2 protein-coding genes are annotated in these 1,613 nt (G+C 41.6%); both read left to right on the forward strand.

Features of this window, described 5'->3' with window-relative positions; translation table 11 throughout:
• Window positions 1-923: lysylphosphatidylglycerol synthase transmembrane domain-containing protein (locus BN54_RS09655; RefSeq protein ID WP_155818394.1), on the forward strand; the 923-nt coding region annotated here is incomplete at its 5' end.
• 77 nt (window positions 924-1,000) lie between these two features.
• A complete protein-coding gene (locus BN54_RS09660) occupies window positions 1,001-1,246 on the forward strand; it encodes a DUF1797 family protein (RefSeq protein ID WP_019206988.1) in 246 nt (81 codons plus the stop codon).
• Window positions 1,247-1,613 lie beyond the last annotated feature (367 nt).

The raw sequence follows: 1,613 nt of genomic DNA on the forward strand, positions 1-1,613 counted from the left end.
AATTGGGCGTCGATTTAGCCCACTTGCGCTGGGGATGGTTTGCCGTTGCGATTGGTTGTATTGTGCTTTACCTAGGGCTCGAAGGGGTGGTTGTAAAGATTTTTATGGCGGATCGCTACCCGACCTTTACCTGGAAGAACGCTTTCCGCTTACCATTGATTGAGCAATTGTTTAACGGGTTAACCCCATTTTCGACGGGGGGTCAACCAGCGCAACTGGTGGCAATGCTGCAAGCGGGGGTCGAAGGGGGAATGGCCAGTTCGGTTCTCTTGATGAAGTTTGTCGTCTTTCAAGCGATGATTGTGGTGAACTTTATAATTAGTATTGTCATTGGTTTTCATTATATTGCGGAAAAACTGCATGCGTTGTCACTGCTGGTCCTGTTTGGGTTTACAATCCATTTGGGCGTCATTGTGGCCTTGTTAATGGTGATGTATTGGTACAGTTTTACCAAACGAGTGACGAATTTGGTGCTTTTGCCGGTCCGATGGTTTGGCGGGGAGCATCGTTACCAACGGTTAGGGCACAAACTGAATCAGAAGATTGATACGTTTTATCAAGAGAGCGTCAAAATGAAACGAGAATACAATAAACTGGGGAAAGTTGCAGTGGTAACCCTATTACAACTGTTAGCGTACTATATCATTCCCTATTTCATTTTATTGGCGTTAGGCGTGACTGGGATTAACCTGGTGATGGTAATGAGCTTGCACGTTTTGATTTTTATGATCATTTCCTTGTTTCCGATTCCGGGGGGGACTGGCGGTGCTGAGTACAGCTTTTCGGTTCTCTTTTTAAGTTTTGTTCATTCCCAAAGCAAGTTAGTGTTGGCCATGTTCTTATGGCGATTATTAACCTACTACTTTGGGATTTTTGCGGGGATGATTGCCCTGATGATTAAACCAGATAAGGTTGCAAATTAGCGAGTAACGGTTAAGTTGCTCGTTTTCTTTTTTATCAGGCCGTTGTTTCAGGTACAATGAAAAGTGAGGTGAAGAAAGTGGAATCAAGGCTGATTAAAATTATTCGACGCTTGCAAGCAATGACCGCCGTTCGGGGAACCGCTCCCCAAATTCGCGAATTTACGCAATTTGGTGTTTATGTATGTGAGGTTAGTTATCAACCAACGCGGCAAGAATTCATCGTCCGACGGGTACGTCAACAAGAACAATTGGTGTTTGATGATCTCGATTTAGCAGCGATGGAAGTCTATGATTGTTTATATGATTTTCGTCACACCTTTTAAATGCGAATGAATTGTTTTTCGGGAGTTGTAATCCTAACGAATAAGCGAACTTATTTCCTGGGGTCAGGGGTTATAGTTAAGATAATAGAAAAAATCAAAAAAGAATTAAAAAGACGATTGACAGGAACGGGAGAACCCGGTATATTAGATATCGTTGTCACGGCAGTTAAATAAATCACTGCTGATCAATGCCAAACAATTTAAAAAAGTTGTTGACAAGACGTTGACGATTTGATAACATATAAGAGTTGCTGATGCAGCTAATCAATCAAGAGCTTCAAAAATTATTTAAAAAAGTTCTTGACATCGAAATTGATCGATGATATAATGATTAAGTGCTAAGGATTAACTTCCAAGGCAATTCGGT

The sequence above is a fragment of the Limosilactobacillus ingluviei str. Autruche 4 genome (assembly GCF_000312405.1).
GTDB classification, from domain to species: domain Bacteria; phylum Bacillota; class Bacilli; order Lactobacillales; family Lactobacillaceae; genus Limosilactobacillus; species Limosilactobacillus ingluviei.